Origin of the sequence: Parapedobacter lycopersici, assembly GCF_024643285.1 — a bacterium.
GTDB lineage: Bacteria > Bacteroidota > Bacteroidia > Sphingobacteriales > Sphingobacteriaceae > Parapedobacter > Parapedobacter lycopersici.
The window spans coordinates 213,127-227,020 of the sequence record NZ_JAMSLW010000006.1; the positions used below are offsets into that span (position 1 = coordinate 213,127).

General features: G+C 51.9%; 14 protein-coding genes. 3 read left to right on the top strand and 11 right to left on the bottom strand.

What is annotated here, in order from left to right:
* Positions 1-4: 4 nt before the first annotated feature.
* A complete protein-coding gene (locus NEV57_RS13655) occupies positions 5-1,027 on the top strand; it encodes a LacI family DNA-binding transcriptional regulator (protein WP_257658892.1) in 1,023 nt (340 codons plus the stop codon).
* Positions 1,028-1,030: 3 nt separating this feature from the next.
* Here the strand turns inward: NEV57_RS13655 and NEV57_RS13660 are convergent, their stop codons facing one another.
* The 9 genes from NEV57_RS13660 to NEV57_RS13700 all read right to left on the bottom strand — a co-directional run bounded on the left by NEV57_RS13660 (position 1,031) and on the right by NEV57_RS13700 (position 10,591).
* Entirely contained in the window at positions 1,031-1,822 is a 792-nt protein-coding gene (locus tag NEV57_RS13660) for a (Fe-S)-binding protein (protein ID WP_257659010.1), read from the bottom strand.
* Between the two features lie 2 nt (positions 1,823-1,824).
* On the bottom strand, positions 1,825-3,108 hold the full coding sequence (locus NEV57_RS13665; RefSeq protein WP_257659011.1) for a 4Fe-4S dicluster domain-containing protein: 1,284 nt from the start codon (positions 3,106-3,108) through the stop codon (positions 1,825-1,827).
* Positions 3,109-3,348: 240 nt separating this feature from the next.
* A complete protein-coding gene (locus tag NEV57_RS13670) occupies positions 3,349-3,906 on the bottom strand; it encodes an OmpH/Skp family outer membrane protein (RefSeq protein WP_257658893.1) in 558 nt (185 codons plus the stop codon).
* A gap of 107 nt (positions 3,907-4,013) precedes the next feature.
* A complete protein-coding gene (locus NEV57_RS13675; protein ID WP_372340081.1) occupies positions 4,014-4,565 on the bottom strand; it encodes an OmpH/Skp family outer membrane protein in 552 nt (183 codons plus the stop codon).
* A 75-nt stretch (positions 4,566-4,640) separates the two neighbouring features.
* Positions 4,641-7,196, bottom strand: coding sequence for an outer membrane protein assembly factor BamA (gene bamA, locus NEV57_RS13680; RefSeq protein ID WP_257658894.1), 2,556 nt, complete (start codon positions 7,194-7,196; stop codon positions 4,641-4,643).
* Positions 7,197-7,336: 140 nt separating this feature from the next.
* Positions 7,337-8,086: an undecaprenyl pyrophosphate synthase gene (uppS, locus tag NEV57_RS13685; RefSeq protein ID WP_307876451.1), complete on the bottom strand. Its 750-nt coding sequence runs from the start codon at positions 8,084-8,086 to the stop codon at positions 7,337-7,339.
* A 26-nt stretch (positions 8,087-8,112) separates the two neighbouring features.
* Positions 8,113-8,955 (bottom strand): type IX secretion system protein PorG, encoded by an 843-nt coding sequence (gene porG / locus NEV57_RS13690; protein ID WP_257658895.1) that lies wholly within the window; start codon positions 8,953-8,955, stop codon positions 8,113-8,115.
* 38 nt (positions 8,956-8,993) lie between these two features.
* Positions 8,994-9,878 (bottom strand): NAD kinase, encoded by an 885-nt coding sequence (locus NEV57_RS13695; RefSeq protein ID WP_257658896.1) that lies wholly within the window; start codon positions 9,876-9,878, stop codon positions 8,994-8,996.
* A 50-nt stretch (positions 9,879-9,928) separates the two neighbouring features.
* Positions 9,929-10,591 (bottom strand): CBS domain-containing protein, encoded by a 663-nt coding sequence (locus NEV57_RS13700; RefSeq protein WP_257658897.1) that lies wholly within the window; start codon positions 10,589-10,591, stop codon positions 9,929-9,931.
* Positions 10,592-10,826: 235 nt separating this feature from the next.
* Here NEV57_RS13700 and glsA point away from each other — a divergent pair, with 235 nt between their 5' ends.
* A complete protein-coding gene (glsA, locus tag NEV57_RS13705) occupies positions 10,827-11,672 on the top strand; it encodes a lyso-glycine lipid O-acyltransferase GlsA (RefSeq protein ID WP_257658898.1) in 846 nt (281 codons plus the stop codon).
* Positions 11,657-12,622 (top strand): glycine N(alpha)-acyltransferase GlsB, encoded by a 966-nt coding sequence (gene glsB / locus NEV57_RS13710; RefSeq protein WP_257658899.1) that lies wholly within the window; start codon positions 11,657-11,659, stop codon positions 12,620-12,622. The genes glsA and glsB overlap by 16 nt, the downstream gene beginning before the upstream one ends.
* Here the strand turns inward: glsB and NEV57_RS13715 are convergent.
* Both NEV57_RS13715 and NEV57_RS13720 read right to left on the bottom strand, forming a co-directional pair.
* On the bottom strand, positions 12,619-13,068 hold the full coding sequence (locus NEV57_RS13715) for a GatB/YqeY domain-containing protein (RefSeq protein ID WP_257658900.1): 450 nt from the start codon (positions 13,066-13,068) through the stop codon (positions 12,619-12,621). The genes glsB and NEV57_RS13715 overlap by 4 nt on opposite strands.
* 45 nt (positions 13,069-13,113) lie before the next feature.
* Positions 13,114-13,887, bottom strand: a complete 774-nt coding sequence (locus NEV57_RS13720) for an SDR family oxidoreductase (protein WP_257658901.1) — start codon at positions 13,885-13,887, stop codon at positions 13,114-13,116.
* Between the last annotated feature and the right edge of the window lie 7 nt (positions 13,888-13,894).

The window sequence follows — 13,894 nt, forward strand, 5'->3', positions numbered from 1 at the left end:
TCAGATGAAAAAAGTAACCATATTAGATATTGCAAAGGAACTCGGTATTACGTTTTCGACGGTAGCCCGTGCACTCAATGACCATCCCGCGATCAGCGCTGCAACGAAGCAGTCGGTGCGCGAAACCGCCGATCGACTGGGGTATCAGCCTAACAAGCTGGCATCTTCGCTGCGCTCGGGGCGAACGAAGATTATCGGGGTGCTTGTGCCGCGGTTGGATGTCAGTTTTTTCAGTTCCGTGGTACATGGCATTGAAAGCGTAATGAATGAGCAGGGGTATGCTATTCTCCTTTACCAATCGCAGGAATCGGTCCGGCACGAACAGAAAGGCATCGAAACCTTTTTGCGGTCGCGGGTAGATGGCATTATTGCATCCATTTCGCTGGAGACGGAAATCGCTGCCGGTTACGAGGAAGTCAAGGCACGGAACACACCGCTGGCCTTCTTTGATCGGGTACTGGAGCAGCTGGATGTACCTTCCGTAACGATAGACGATTACCGTGGTGGGTTTATGGCCACCGAACACCTGATCCGGGCCGGTTACCGCCACATTGTGCACATCAGCCAGTATCGGGACATCAACATCTTTAATGAACGGTTGCGGGGTTACCTCGATGCACTGAAGCAGTATGGATTGCCGGTTGACGAACGGCTGATCATCAAAGGCGACTTTTCCCTGGATTTCGGGCGGCAATGTGTCCGCGACCTGCTGGCCGAAGGGGTGACTTTCGATGCGGTTTTCACACTGGAGGATTTTACAGCCATGGGTGTGGTGCAGGAACTGCAGCACGCCGGAAAGCGTATACCCGATGAAGTGGGTGTGGTCGGTTTTGCAAATGAGGCATTTACCAGCCTGGTTAGTCCCGCGATCTCTACGGTAGACCAGCGGACGGTGGAAATGGGGGAAGCGGTTGCCCGGCTGTTTCTGCGACTGCTTAAGCAAGGTGATTATTACCACCATAAGCCCGAGAAACTGGTGCTGCAGCCCCGACTGCTCATCCGCGCGAGTTCCGACCGGAGGGTTTAAGGGTTATAAGCCATTGGCACGTGCCGTTACTTCGGCAATGTCCAGCACTTCCACTTCCGTTTCTTTTTCCCTCGCTTTTATCCCGTCGCGCAGCATCAGCATGCAGAACGGGCAGGCGGCAGCAATAACCTGCGGTCGGGTTTCAAGCGCTTCGTCGACACGTTCGACATTGATTTCCTTATTGCCGGCCTCGGGCTCCTTGAACAGCTGGGCGCCCCCTGCACCACAGCAGAGCCCGTTGCTGCGGCAGCGCCTCATTTCGACCAGCTGCGCATCGAGGTGCTCCAGTACTTTACGCGGTGCCTCATAAACCCCATTTCCGCGGCCCAGATAGCAGGGGTCATGGTAGGTAATGCGTTTGCCCCTGAACGATTCGCCGTTGGCAGCAACGAGCTTGCCCGCGTCAATCAGCTGTTGGATCAGCTGGGTATGGTGGATGACCTCATAATGACCGCCCAGGTCCGGATACTCATTTTTCAGCGTATTGAAGCAGTGCGGGCATCCGGTAACGATCTTACGGATACCATACCCATTGAGTGTATCGATATTGGCGATGGCCTGGAGCTGGAAGAGGAACTCGTTGCCGGCACGTTTGGCCGGGTCACCCGTACAGCCTTCTTCGGTGCCCAGTATGGCGAACCGCAGGTCGACATGGTGCAGTATCCGGCAGATAGCCCGTGTAATCCGTTGTGCACGCGCATCGAAACTGCCGGCACAGCCTACCCAGAAGAGAATATCGGGAACCTCGTTTCGGGCAGCCAGTTCGGCCATGGTGGGAATGTGTTGTTCGGTCATTTTTACCTCCAATTCGCGCGGTCCGCCTGCGCATATTTCCACGGGGCGCCGTTGTTTTCAATATTGCTGAACATCGTATTTAAGGTAGCCGGTGCCTGCGATTCTTCCATAACGGTATATTGTCGCAGCGCCATGATGATGTCTAATGGATTGATCAGCACCGGACAGGCTTCGACGCAGGCATTGCAGGTAGTGCACGCCCAGAGTTCTTCGCGGGTGATGTAGTCGTCGAGCAGCGATTTCTCATCGCCGGCTTCGGTATGCTTACCGCGGTTCCCGGCCTCCACCATACGGTCGCGCGTATCCATCATGATCTTTCGCGGCGACAGGCGTTTGCCCGTCAGGTTTGCAGGACAAACCGCGGTGCATCGTCCACACTCCGTGCAGGTGTAGGCGTCGAGCAGGTTTTTCCAGGTAAGGTCAGTCACGTCTTTTGCACCGAAGCGGAGCGCCTCATCCGATGATTCAGAAACAGCGGCCGGGTCGAGCATGGCTTTTACCTCCCGGGTAACCTGGGACATATTGGCAAAACGGCCGGGGCTGTCCAGGTTTGAAAAGTAGGTATTTGGAAATGCCAGTACGATATGCAGGTGCTTGGAATAGGGGAGGTAATTCATAAAAGCCAGTACACCGGCAATGTGGAACCACCACGCGAAACGCTCCACGAAGATCAGCGCCGGAATGCTTTCCGGTAGCAGCGGCTGTATCCATACGCTGACGGGGAATGAACCCGCTGTGGAATAAGGGGCTGCACCCAGTAACTGCAACTGGTGATCGGCTGCATTCAGTGTAAGGAAAGCGATCATCAGCAAAATTTCAGCAAACAGAATCAGGTTGGCGTCCGTTTTGGGCCAGGCCGTCATTTCCCTGCCGGAAAAACGGCGAAGGTGTGCAATGTTGCGCCGGGCCAGGAAAATGACACACCCGATGAGTACGGCAAACGCCATCCACTCCAATATGGCAATCAGTACATTATAGGTACTCCCCAACCCACCAAATGCACGGTGAGTGCCAAACAGCCCATCGATTGTGATTTCCAGCAGCTCGATGTTAATGATGAAAAAACCCAGGTATACGAATCCGTGCAGTAATGCAGCGAATGGCCTTTTAAACATTTTCCGCTGACCGAAGGCCACCAGCAGCATGGTCCGGAACCGTCGGGCAGGCTGATCAGTCCGACGTTCCGGGCGGCCCATCCGGATGTTCCGGATGATGCGCCGGGCATTGTAGGCGGCTAACGTGACGGCGACCAGTAAAAGTATACCAAAAATAAGCTGGCTTATCATCCGATAGTGGGTTAACGATCCAATGGCTCCCATGCGGCGAATCCGATACCGGCTGCGATACACCGGAGCAGCTGCGGGCACTCCGTGCGCAGCAAGCTGCGGCGAAGGGGCCATTGTACGAAGTTAAGGAATTTCGATGATTCTCCAAGCCGGTGCCCTGCGAACGGTATATTCGGAGAAATAAAAAACGCGGAATGTATTTTCATACACTCCGCGTCGCTAATTTCGTTACCGGTCCGGTTACGGATTCGCCGGTGCTGCAGTAGCCGAAATGCCCAGCTTGGTTTTCACCGCAGCTGTCAGGTCGTCACCACCCTGAAAATACGGAATGGCTGAGTTGGCAATATCGAATACATAAGCATAGCCCTGTTCTTTGGCTACAGCTTGTACAGCTGTATTGGCTTTCTGGAAAATAGGAGCAAATAACTCTTCTTGTTTTTTACCCAGCTCATCCTGCGCCAGTTGCTGTACTTCCTGGATTCTCCGTTCAATTTCCTGGATTTCTACGCCAAGTGACTGTAATTTAACATCGGTAGAATCACTATTGGCTGCGCTACGGTTCCGTTGCAAATCCTGGGCTGTTGTTATTTTTTTCTGATATTCAGCACCCATCTGCTGCAATTCCGCTTCTTTGCCTTTCTGCAGGGTTTCAAATTCTGCGTTTGCCGTTTTGAATTCCGACATGGCCTGTATAATTTCATTTGAATTGATGTGGCCGATCTTCTGTTGAGCACTTACGGTTACGGTTGATAAAAACAGTAGCGCTACTATCCCTATCCCTTTAAACAAATTTTTCATGCGATCCATTTAGTTTTCTTGTTGTTTGCGGCAATGCAGATGCAATGCCCTTGTTTTCGTTATTTGTTATTGTTTATCGTTTAAATTTCGCAATGATACGAAACGGATTAATTTTCCGCAAGTGATGGATCAGGTTTATAACCCAGCTGGGTAATTATGGCATCACTTTTATCCAGATTGGGATTGGCATAGAGGAAAGTCACCTCACTGCCTTTGTCCAGTACAATATCCAGACCCTGATCCTTTGCAATGCGCTGTATGGCGGCAGCTACCTTATCCTGGATAGGTTTAACCAGCTTTACCCGTTCCTGAAACAGGTCCCCTTCGAACCCGAATTTTTGCCGTTGGAATTCGCGGGCTTCCTGCTCCTTATTGACAATCTCATCTTCCCTTTTTCGGCGCATGGCTTCGCTGAGCAGCACCTGGTCTTCCTGGTACGACTGATAGAGTTTTTCAATTTCAGCGAACCGGTTGTCCACTTCTTCCTGCCATTGTACCGATAACGCATCCAGCTGTTTCTGTGCTGACAGGTACTCTGGAATATGTTTCAGGATATATTCCGTATCCACATAGGCAAACCGTTGCGCAAATGCAGTAGTGGTAGTCATGACGAGCAGCGTCACCACGCCGGCATAACCCATATATCTGTTGATTTTCATAATTCAAAAACTGTTAATATTTCCAAATCTGTTATTTGTCAAATGTACTGCAAAAGTAATTCCATTTTTTCCACGCTAATTGAACCCACCCATCTGTTGCATGATGCTGAAGGTGAAGTTCTGACGCCATTGGCTGCTCGGTACCCCGGGTATCGGATCGAACGCATGGCCATAGTCGATTCCCAGCAGACCGAAGATCGGCAGGAAGATCCGTGCACCCACACCCACTGAACGGCGTACTTTGAATGGATTGAAATCGCGGAAATTGTTCCATGTATTACCACCCTCGGCAAAAGCCAGCACAAACACCGTTGCCTGATCGTTGAGCATCACAGGGTGCCGCAGCTCCAGCTGATACTTGTTATAAATCGGGCTGCCTGAATTGCGGGCAATATTGACATTGGCCCCGTCAGGAATCACCATGCCATTGGCGTAGCCCCGCATGGCAATAATTTCCGAGCCCTGCAGGAAGTCGAAGCCCATCATCCCGTCGCCACCGAGCTTAAACCGTTCAAATGCCGATTGGCCGGTTACGTTGCTGTATGTGCCGAGGAAACCGAATTGAGCCTGGGCTTTGAGTACCAGTTTTCCGGTAATCCGGGTAAACCACTGTGAATCAAATTTCCATTTATGGTATTCGGTCCATTTATACCGCACATTATCAGGTGCGGTCGGGTAATTGATGTTGTTCATTAATGAGTACGGCGGTGTCACCTGGACGGTAAACCGGATGTGCGACCCTGACGTCGGATAAATCGGGGCATCTACGGAGTTACGGCTAATTTCCTGGGTCAGGTTGATGTTGTATGACGTACCGTTCTCGAACAGGAAGCCGGGGTAATTCTGCAGTTTGTACTGCTGCACACCCAATGAATAATTAAGCTGGAAATAGTTGTCGGGCCATTGCAGCCGTTTACCCAGGCTCACCGTAACACCATTCATCCAGATCCGGTTCAGCTTATCGTCCGAAACCGTCTGCCGGCCGGTCCAGTAATCGAAGCCGCCGTATGATGAAGAGGAAGTAAAGGCACTTACACCAAAATAGATTGGCTTCTTGCCCCCGAGCCACGGTTCGGAGAACGAAAAGCTATACGACTGGTAACGCTTGCCGCTTGTCTGTCCGCGGATACTCAGCTTTTGGCCGTCGCCGCGGGGGAGGGGTTTCCAGGCATTTTTGTCAAAAAGGTTCCTTGTTGAGAAGTTGTTGAACGACAACCCCAATGTGCCGATTACCTGCCCCGCACCGAATCCGCCCGAAAGCTCGACCTGGTCAGAGGGTTTTTCCGCTACGTTGTATTCAATATCCACGGTACCTTCGGAATGGTTCAGGTTTGTCGGTATCGGGTTGGTCTTTTGCTCATCAAAGTTACCCAGCTGGGCAATTTCACGCGTACTCCGCATGATCAGGTCCTTCGAGAATTTCTGTCCGGGCTTGGTGTAGATCGACCGCAGCAGCACCCGGTCATTGGTAACGTCATTCCCCTTCAGGATGATGTTGTTAATCGTGAACTGGGCGCCTTCGTAAATCCGCAGATCGAGATCGACCGTATCGTTGTAAATACGGGTCTGTACCGGGTCCACGGTGAATGTCAGATACCCGTCGTTCAGGTAAAGGGAAGAAATATCATCGCTGTTGCGTGTTGGCCCCATCAGTTTGGTGTTCAGCTTTTCCTCGCTGAATACCTCACCTTTTCCGATACCCAGAATCACGTTAAGGATCGAGTCGGGGTATTTGGCATTTCCCTGCCACGTGATGTTACCGAAATAGTATTTGGGTCCCTCGTAAAGATCGACATCAATAATGACATTCCGGTCGTTATACTTATACACCGTGTCGTTCAGGATGGTGGCATCGCGGTAACCCCGGTCGCGCATCTTGGCAACGAGGTTATCTTTGGCCTCTTTGTATTTTTCGTCTTTGAATTTTCCCGGTCCGGTAATCCGCCACCAGGTACGCTGCCGTACACCCTTGAAGAATTTGCGGAGCTGACGCTGTGAAAACGCTTCGTTGCCTGTGAAGTTGATGCGGTGGGCCCGGACCTTCCGATTGCGGTCGACGTTAACAACCAGAATCTGGTTGTTCGCCTGGCTGGAATCCTTGACGGCGGCCATGGTGATTTCCGGATACAGGTAGCTCTTTTCCCGTAGGTAACGCGTAATGGTATTGCGCGTGGTGTTCATCAGGTTTTCGTTGACGATTTTACCCGTGTTTTCATTCAGCTGCTTACGTACCTCCTCGGTCTGTGTTTTGCTCAGCCCCTCAATGTCAATGCGGGTAAGCCGGGGGCGTTCCACCACATGGATGTTGAAGAAGATCGAATCACCCCTTACGGCATCGGCATATAGCTTCACATCGTCAAACAGCCCCTGGTCCATTAAGTTTTTGACTACATTGGACGTTGCATCGCTGGGTACCTCGATCCGGGTACCCACCACCAGCTTGGAAATGGTGATCAGCACGTCGTTATCCAGGTATTCGGTGCCGCTTACGGTAATTCCGCCGATGATAAAATTCTTGGGATTCAGGTAACTGAACTCATCGGATTCACCGATGGGGAGTCCCCGTTGCTGGGCCCGGGCGGCACCTGCTGCCAATATCGTTATAAGTGCAATAAATACTATCCGCTTCATCTATATTGTTTATCGCTGCTAAAGTACATTAAACAGTTGTTAATTTTTGTTAAAAGGCATTTTTTTGTCGGATTACACCTGTTTGGCCTGATGGATGCTGCCCGGAAATTGCAGGGATTGTGCATGGCTCGGCTGTGCTGTTACGAATTCAGTTGCTCGCTGGTCATGCCGAACCGGCGCTCCCGTTTCTGGTACGCCGCAATGGCCTCAAATAGGTCGGCTTTCCGGAATTCGGGCCACATTTTGGGCGTAAAATACAACTCGGAATAGGCCAGTTGCCACAGGAGGTAATTGCTGATGCGCTGCTCACCGCTGGTACGGATCAGCAGTTCCGGATCGGGCATGTCCCTGGTCGACAGGTATTGGCTAAACAGTTTCTCGTCAATTTCATCCGGTTGGATAGACCCTTCCAGCGCCGCTTTCGCCAGCTGTTTTGCCGCCTCAGTAATTTCCCAGCGGGCGCTGTAGCTCAACGCCAGTGTGAGTGTGCTGTTGGTGTTGTTCCCGGTTTGTGCAATGACTTCCTGGAGGCCTTTGTAACACCTGCCGGGCAGCTGCGCCAGATCACCGATGGCCTGAAGCCTGACACCGTTTTTCATAAGCGTTTTGGTTTCTTTGCTGAGGGTGCTGACCAGCAGCTCCATCAATGCAGACACTTCCAGTTTGGGACGGTTCCAGTTTTCAGTTGAAAAAGCGTACAGGGTGAGGTACTTAACGCCGATTTCGACGGCACCCTCCACGGTATCACGCACCGCCTTTACTCCGTTTTTGTGACCGAATACGCGCAGTTTGCCTTTTTCCTTTGCCCACCGGCCATTTCCATCCATAATGATGGCCACATGCTGTGGCAACCGCAACGGGTCTATCGTGTCTTTACTATCTATTGTCATTTTGCTGCAAAGATAACAGAAAAAAATTATCGCCATTCCGGGCATCCGCCCTTGAAGATCGTGTATGATAGGGTGATCCCTGCGGTCATGTACGAATCGTATGGTCGTCCATCGCCGCGCTGGCTGCCGGGAACCGCGTTAGGTGTATGGCGGTACGTCAGGTTAAACCAGTCGACAGCCGATGCTCCCGATGGCAGATCACTGGGGGGTACCCGGTTTGGATAAACCCCGCTTACATCATCGAGGTAGTCCGTCAATGCCAATCGGTAGCCGACCTCCACCCCCACGGACCACGGGCCGCGCAGGTTATATTTGAAGCCCACCCCAAATGGGATGGCCAGCGCATATTTTCCGTACCCGGTTTGGTTAAACAGTGTATCAACCTCGGTCTGCATTTCCCGAAGTTTTACCTTTTCGCCGGAGGAAGGCAGGTAATTTTTCGGTTCGAACTGCATCCCCGCAATACCGGCGAAGATATATGGGGTATAGACCACCCGACCGCGCTGCGGCAACCACCTGAAGAAATTGAAATCAGCCACCAGCGAGGCCTCCTTAATGTTTCCGAAGAAGTCCAGGTCGCGCTCCCGCCGTTGCGCCACACGCGAGTTGCCGTCGGCAGCCCAGATATTGGCATAGGTAAAATTGGCCCGTATCCCCCAGGTATGATCGAAATTGTATTTAACCATAAAGCCAGCCGCCCAGTCGTTATACGCCACGGGATTCTCCGGGTTCAGGTCGCCCATATAACCCGATGCGCCACCCTGTATACCCACTTCGAATTCCTGCGCGCGCGCGGAATTAGCCATCAGGCCCAGCAGGACAATTAATACGGCGATACCCTTATGCACAATGGTTACTGGTTTTTCCAAAGGGGGTAAATATAATAGAAATCACGCAATTATCGTGTTTAATAATTGCGTGCATCGATTCCCCAGAGCAGTTTGTTGCGCAGGGTGGCGAAAAAGCTGTGGTTCTTCAGCCGGATGAGGTTGATGTCAAACGCAGCCCGCTTGATTTTCAGCCGTGTATCGGTGGAAACCGTTTCCGTTTTCGAGTCACACGAAAGGAGAAATTTTCCGGTGCGGCTTTCGATTTCCAGGTCGAGTTCAAAATCGTTTGAAATAACCACGGGCCGCACGTTAAGGTTGTGGGGTGATATCGGGGTAATGACAAAATTTCCGCTGCCCGGCATAATGATGGGTCCGCCGCAACTCAGCGAATAGGCGGTCGAGCCGGTAGGGGTGGCCACGATAATGCCGTCGGCCCAGTACGCATTGAGCAGCTCACCGTTGAGGTGGGCCTGTACCGTAATCATGGCCGAACTGTCGTATTTGAAAATGGTAATGTCGTTAAGGGCAAACGGGTTACCGTCAAAAAGGGGCGTGTCACCTGCCACCACGGAAAGCAGTGCCCGCTGCTGAATATCATAGGCACCATCCAGGATCGCATCCAGCGCATCTTCGATCTCCCCCTTATTGATGCTGGCCAGAAACCCGAGGCGCCCAAAGTTGATCCCGGCTACGGGAATGCCCGAAGGCCCCACAATAGACACTGCCGCCAGCATCGTGCCGTCGCCACCCAGACTTAACATGAATCCGGTATCTTCCGGCAGCTGCTCCCTGGAATGGTACGTGCGGAACTGGTGCGGACAGGTAATCTGCTCCGTCAGAAAACGATGGAAACTGTCATAAATCCATAATTCGGCCTGCCTGGATATTAAATGGTCCAGCAACTGCCGGACATACGGAATGACGGACGGGTGGAACTCCCTACCGTAAATTGCAATTTTCATAGTTGGTTAGCTGGTGATGATCTGTTCGTCTCCATGGGCTTCATACCGCATTACATATTGATGTAATTCATCAGCTGTTCGTAGCGGTCGTGCGTATTGTCGCGGCTGTTTTCATCATTGTACGTCGCCTTTACCTGGTAGTCATACCGCAGCAGCGTAGCCACGATGGACGATATTTCCAGCTTATTGACCTTGATGGTGACTTCCAGCCTGGAGGAATCGGAAAAGGACTGTACATAAGAATTGAGTATCTGTGCGTTGTCCGACTCTACGATGTGCGCAATATGTGAAAGGGCATTATCGCGCTGTCCCATTTCCAGCACAATGATTGCGCCCGGCTGTTGCAGCGACATGGTCCGGCTCAGTGCATCCGCTAACTGCAGTGGTGTTACCGCGCCCAGGTAACCGTGCTGGTTATCAATTACCGGCATCAGGGAGATGGGGTGGATGTGGAAAAAGAGCACGCCATCATAAATGTGCTGCGTGCCATAGACATATACCTGCTGGTAGGAGAGGGAGGCCTGTTGCAGGCTATGGTCGGCCTGCGGGTATTCGGTCAGTGCCTCGTCCGATACCAGTCCGAGAAAAATCCCGTCTTTTACCACGGGCAGCCGGATAAGGCGAAACTCCGCCATTTTATCCAGTACGGATGCGATCCGGTCTGCGGGGTCTACCGCGTAGTCCTGTTCAGTGATGATTTGGCCGATGTTCATAGCGTTGATCTCCCTTCTACTTATTAAACAGTCCGAAAAGCCAATCGTTTAATCTGCTGTTCAAAATTACTGGGTTTTGATGAGATGAACGATTATTTTGTGTTTTTTTTACACATCAGGGAAAAATGTGATATTCCCGATTCATTTGCACGAGCAACCATAAGTTTTGTTACTTTTGGCTACGGTTTCCGAAATGCGGCGCCATGCCAAAAGAAGGAACGGCTAAGCTACTGTTTTGGAAGATAAAAATAAATACATTGTCATCCGGGATGTCATCGGGCGGAAGAACCCGGCCCTGCTGCGTTGGCTCCCCCGGTTTGTGCTCCGGTATATTGAGCGGGTGGTCCACGAAGACGACATCAACGGGATCATGTCCCGGATCGGGCACCTGCACGGACTGGCTTTCGTGGATGCCCTGATCGGCGAGCTGGGCGTTAACGTCGAGCTGCGGGGAGCGGAGCATATACCACCCTCGGGCGGTGTCATCTTCGCTTCCAATCATCCGCTGGGCGGGCTCGATGGGGTGGCCTTTATGCACGCACTTGGTAAATACCGTAAAGACATTAAATTCATTGTGAATGACATCCTGCTGAACATCAAAAACCTTGAACCCCTGTTCGTGGGCGTAAATAAGCACGGCACGCAGGGGCGGAAAGGAATGGAACAGATTGAGGCGGCATATGCAGCGGACCATGCCCTGCTCGTGTTTCCCGCCGGCCTGGTATCGCGCAAACGGCAGGGACGGGTGGCAGACCTGGAATGGAAAAAAAGTTTCATCAACAAAGCAAAAAAATATCAGAAAGATATTGTACCCGTTTATATCCAGGGCGAAAATTCAAGCTTTTTTTATAATTTTGCTCGTTGCAGGGAACTACTGGGCATTAAAGCCAACCTGGAGATGTTTTATCTGCCCGACGAGATGTTTGCACAGAAAAACAAGACGGTGACGATATGCGTAGGAAAAACAATCCCCTATGCCGATTTTGACGACTCCAAAAGCGAGAAGGAATGGGCGGCGGCGGTCAAACAACTGGTTTACAATTTAGCTCCGGAAAACGAAACTATATGCAAGAAATTATAGCCCCTGTTGATAAGAATCTGATAAAAAAGGAGCTTACGGAAGAAACATTTGTGCGTTATACCAATAACGGCAATAATGAGGTTTACCTGGTAAACCACCGGAGTGCACCCCATACTGTGCTGGAAATCGGCCGGTTAAGGGAAGTCACGTTCCGGGCAGCGGGCGGCGGAACGGGCCTGCCCTACGATGTGGATGACAACGATATGGGTGAGGACGCTTATGACCAGCTGATCGCCTGGAATCCGGAAGACGAAGAGATCATTGCCGGATACCGGCTGATCAAATGCCGGGATGTAGGCGCCAACAGCCACGGGGAGATCAACCTGTCTACCGCGCATTATTTTCATTTTTCCGAAAAATTCAAAACGGCCTACCTGCCGTATACCATTGAGCTCGGGCGGTCATTTGTGCAGCCCCGCTACCAGCCGGCAAAGGATAACCGCAAAGGATTGTTTTCGCTTGATAACCTGTGGGATGGCCTTGGGGCTGTCGTGAAACTCAACCCCGATGTCAAATACCTGTTCGGCAAGGTCACCATGTATCCGCATTACAATAAGGAGGCGCGGGATCTGCTGCTGTATTTTATGAATTATTATTTCCCCGATATGGAACGGCTGGTATGGCCTATCCGGCCACTTGGCTATCATAGCGATACCGAAACGTTCCACGGCCTGTTTGAGGGATTACCCTATAAAGAGGGTTATAAAGTGCTCAACAGCCGGGTGCGGGCACTGGGAGAGAATATTCCGCCGCTGATCAATACCTACATGAACCTGTCATCAACAATGAAGACCTTCGGTACGGCCATTAACGATGAATTCGGCGAGGTGGAGGAGACCGGAATCCTGATTACTATTGATGATATCTTCGAGAGTAAAAAGGAACGCCATATCTCCACCTACGAACGCGATCGGGATGCACACCTCCGGAGAGTGGGCCGGGAGGATTAGCCGAGCAGTGCCTTTACGACCGCCGAGACGGTCTTTCCATCTGCTTTTCCGGCCAGCTGCTGATTGGCGGCGGCCATCACTTTTCCCATGTCTTTCATGCTGGAGGCACCTGTGTCGGCGATGATTTGCCGGACAGCCTGTTCGATTTCTGCCTGGCTGAGCTGCTTGGGCAGGAAGCTTTCGATTACGGTCAGCTCCTCCATCTCAATCTGGTATAGGTCGCTACGGTGCTGCTGTTCGTAGATTTCGGCCGATTCCCGCCGTTGCTTGGCGAGTTTCTGCAATACCTTGATCTCGGTTTCCGCGGTAAGCGCCTCTGCAGGTCCCTTTTCGGTTTTGGCCAGTAAGATGGCTGCCTTGATGGCCCGCAGTCCCCGCAGCCGGGCATTGTCCTTGGCCAGCATAGCGGTTTTTATTTCCTGGTCGATCTGTTCCTGTAATGCCATTTCGTTATTTTTTGGTAAACATGTAATTTCAAACCCCGATGCTTCTTATTTGTTGCGGACCACCGTGGTGGCGTTGGCCTGGGCGGTGGGCATGATCAGCATATCGTTGATGTTAACATGCTTCGGCCGGGAGGCGGTAAACCATACGGCTTCGGCAATATCTTCGGCCACTAGCGGCTCCAGGTTGAGGTAAACGGATTTCGCCCGCGTTTTATCGCCTTTGAAGCGTACCTCTGAGAACTCCGTTTCCACCATGCCCGGATGGATAGCGGTAACCTTAATGCCTTTGTCCAGCAAATCGATGCGCATGCCCTGGCTGAGGGCATCCACCGCAAATTTAGTGGCGCAATACACACCGCCGTTGGCATACACCTGTTTGCCGGCAATGGAGCCAACATTGATGATGTGCCCGCTCTGGCGCGCCGCCATACCGGGTGACACGGCGCGGGTAACATACAGCAGCCCTTTGATATTGGTGTCGATCATGCGGTCCCAGTCACCGATATCCCCTTCGTGGATTGGATCCAGCCCCTGGCTGAGGCCTGCATTATTAACCAGTACGTCGATTTTTTTCCAGGCGGCCGGCAGGTTTTCAACTGATGAGAAAACGGCGTCGGCATCGCGGACGTCAAGTGAAAGCAGGTGGGTGTCTATCCCGTATGCGGCGTGGAGCCGGGCAGCCAATTCCTCGATGCGATCTACGCGCCGGGCAGCAAGCAGCAGGTTATACCCCTCGCGGGCAAATACTTCGGCGCAGGCCGCTCCGATGCCGGCACTCGCGCCGGTGATAAACGCTATTTTATTGGATGTGGATGACATATAATTG

What these genes read in the sequence shown, in the direction of transcription:
- NEV57_RS13715 (WP_257658900.1), bottom strand. Translation starts at nt 13,068, where the DNA reads ATGGCATTACAGGAACAGATCGACCAGGAAATAAAAACCGCTATGCTG.
- uppS (WP_307876451.1), bottom strand. Translation starts at nt 8,086, where the DNA reads ATGACAATAGATAGTAAAGACACGATAGACCCGTTGCGGTTGCCACAG.
- NEV57_RS13700 (WP_257658897.1), bottom strand. Translation starts at nt 10,591, where the DNA reads ATGAACATCGGCCAAATCATCACTGAACAGGACTACGCGGTAGACCCC.
- NEV57_RS13720 (WP_257658901.1), bottom strand. Translation starts at nt 13,887, where the DNA reads ATGTCATCCACATCCAATAAAATAGCGTTTATCACCGGCGCGAGTGCC.
- NEV57_RS13695 (WP_257658896.1), bottom strand. Translation starts at nt 9,878, where the DNA reads ATGAAAATTGCAATTTACGGTAGGGAGTTCCACCCGTCCGTCATTCCG.
- NEV57_RS13665 (WP_257659011.1), bottom strand. Translation starts at nt 3,108, where the DNA reads ATGATAAGCCAGCTTATTTTTGGTATACTTTTACTGGTCGCCGTCACG.
- NEV57_RS13655 (WP_257658892.1), top strand. Translation starts at nt 5, where the DNA reads ATGAAAAAAGTAACCATATTAGATATTGCAAAGGAACTCGGTATTACG.
- NEV57_RS13675 (WP_372340081.1), bottom strand. Translation starts at nt 4,565, where the DNA reads ATGAAAATCAACAGATATATGGGTTATGCCGGCGTGGTGACGCTGCTC.
- NEV57_RS13670 (WP_257658893.1), bottom strand. Translation starts at nt 3,906, where the DNA reads ATGAAAAATTTGTTTAAAGGGATAGGGATAGTAGCGCTACTGTTTTTA.
- bamA (WP_257658894.1), bottom strand. Translation starts at nt 7,196, where the DNA reads ATGAAGCGGATAGTATTTATTGCACTTATAACGATATTGGCAGCAGGT.
- glsB (WP_257658899.1), top strand. Translation starts at nt 11,657, where the DNA reads ATGCAAGAAATTATAGCCCCTGTTGATAAGAATCTGATAAAAAAGGAG.
- NEV57_RS13660 (WP_257659010.1), bottom strand. Translation starts at nt 1,822, where the DNA reads ATGACCGAACAACACATTCCCACCATGGCCGAACTGGCTGCCCGAAAC.